Source organism: Spiroplasma sp. hy2 (assembly GCF_044714365.1).
Taxonomy (GTDB): Bacteria; Bacillota_I; Bacilli_A; order Mycoplasmatales; family Mycoplasmataceae; genus Spiroplasma; species Spiroplasma phoeniceum.
Genome location: NZ_RXFZ02000180.1, coordinates 1 through 1,970, shown reverse-complemented (window position 1 = coordinate 1,970; position 1,970 = coordinate 1). Strand labels below are relative to the sequence as shown.

Annotated in this window: 3 protein-coding genes and 1 pseudogene; all 4 read right to left on the bottom strand. The window is 29.0% G+C overall.

The window, feature by feature from the left end; genetic code table 4:
- Positions 1 to 186 precede the first annotated feature (186 nt).
- Positions 187 to 477: a 50S ribosomal protein L27 gene (gene rpmA / locus EHV01_RS05115; protein WP_422066514.1), complete on the bottom strand. Its 291-nt coding sequence runs from the start codon at positions 475 to 477 to the stop codon at positions 187 to 189.
- Between the two features lie 2 nt (positions 478 to 479).
- On the bottom strand, positions 480 to 794 hold the full coding sequence (locus EHV01_RS05110) for a ribosomal-processing cysteine protease Prp (protein WP_422066513.1): 315 nt from the start codon (positions 792 to 794) through the stop codon (positions 480 to 482).
- A 291-nt stretch (positions 795 to 1,085) separates the two neighbouring features.
- Positions 1,086 to 1,376, bottom strand: a pseudogene (gene rplU / locus EHV01_RS05105) (50S ribosomal protein L21); the annotation flags it as partial.
- Between the two features lie 138 nt (positions 1,377 to 1,514).
- Entirely contained in the window at positions 1,515 to 1,706 is a 192-nt protein-coding gene (locus tag EHV01_RS05100; RefSeq protein ID WP_422066512.1) for a hypothetical protein, read from the bottom strand.
- Positions 1,707 to 1,970 lie beyond the last annotated feature (264 nt).

Here is a 1,970-nt window from a genome sequence, read left to right as displayed (position 1 = left end):
AAACAAAGGTTTAACACCAAACCAACAATCAACGGTATTATATTTTAACGTTTAAAAAATTTAAAGCAAAATCATAATCTTACACAAAATTAGTTTTCAAATTGTCATATTGATGATTTTTTTTATTTCATCAAGAGTTTTCGACAAAATTAAAGCTTTTTTTCAACAAATTAGTATTTTTTTTATTTATTTAACTTGTTTTTGATAAACTGATGCTTTTGTTTTATTTCGTCCAAATTTTTCAAACTTAACAATCCCATCAATTAAGGCAAATAAGGTATCATCATCACCACGCCCAACATTTACTCCTGGGTGAACTTTTGTTCCACGTTGACGATAAATGATTGATCCCGCTCTAATTGTTTGGCCATCAGCTCTTTTTGCACCCAATCGTTTTGAATGTGAATCACGACCATTTTTAGTCGATCCTACTCCTTTTTTTGAAGCAAATAACTGTAAGCCTAATGCGAACTTCATCATTATTCTTCAACCTCCTTTACACTAATAAATTTTTGATATTGCTGATAAATTGTTAAAAATTGATAATAAATTGTTTGTAACATAACTTGTAAGTCAGCACTATTATTTTTTACTGTAATAATAATTAGTCCTTCTTTAACAATGAATTGACAACTATTTGGTTTAATTTGATCAATTGCATTTAAACCACCAGTTGCAATTCCTGTTATTGCGGCACAAACAAGATCTTTACCATATTCAGCTGCTTTAGCATGATCAGTAATTTCAATTTTTTTAATTTTTTTCTCAGTTTTCGTAATTATAATCTTAATCATAATGTTTTACTTGTCACTTTGTTTTGTTTTTGATGCTGGTTTTTTTGCTGATGTTGTTGATGAACTTTTAGTTGCTGGCTTTGCTACAGTTGTTGTTTTTCCTGCTGGCTTTGCCGTTACTGGTTTTTTATCACCTGAAGAAACTGCTTTTGTTGTTGCTGTTTTTTCTGTTGTTACTGGTTTTTTATCAGTAACAGGTTTTACAGTTGACTTTGTAGCAGTTGTTGATTTTGTTACCGTAGGTTTAGCTTTGGCATCTGTTGTTGTTCCTTTAGCAGAACCTGATAACAAAATTTGATCAATTTTAACTTTTGTATATGGCTGACGATGCCCATATTTTTTATGTTGTGTTTTCTTTGGTTTATAATGGAAAACAACAATTTTCTTTTGCTTTCCTTGTTTTAAAATTGTTCCTGTTACTGATGCCCCTTTAATAAAAGGAGTTCCTACTTCTCCATCAATCATTAAAACTTCAGTGAAATTAACTTTTTCACCTTCATTACCATTTAACATTTCAACAAATATTTCATCACCTTGAGAAACACGAAGTTGTTTCCCTCCAGTTTTAATTATTGCAAACATTTTTACACCTCCAGTTTAGACTCGCCTTGTAAGTAGATAAGTATTGCATATCCTTTAGGTACTTAAAAGTCAAAGAGCGGTTGAAACTGAAACAACCATAATTAATTATATCGTTATCTTAAAAAAATTCAATAAATTTTATGTTTTTCTTAAAAATAAATTATTCTTCAGATTGTAAGACACGTTCTTTTTTTTATTACAATTACAACATTCTTCGCAACTATCGCATACTTTACAATCTGGATCTAAATCATTAATTTTGTTGCATTTTTTTCCACAATCACAAGTAATTTCACGATATGTCCCCATAATGTTTATATACGTTCCCATTTATTTGCACTCCAATCTTTTTGTTAATTTTATCCCTATTTTATTATTATTAGATATCTTATTTTTTCTTATTATCGACTATATGTTTCATCTTCCTCAACTTGTTCAACAGTAAATCTTTAATTCGTTTTGTTTAATTCTTTTCTATCTTTTGAAATGTAAACTGTAAAACGAAACGCGCCAAAACAACTCTTATTAAAGGGTTGTTTTTTTATTTGTAAACCCATAATTATTAATTAATTCAGAGAAAGGACAGCATCTTAA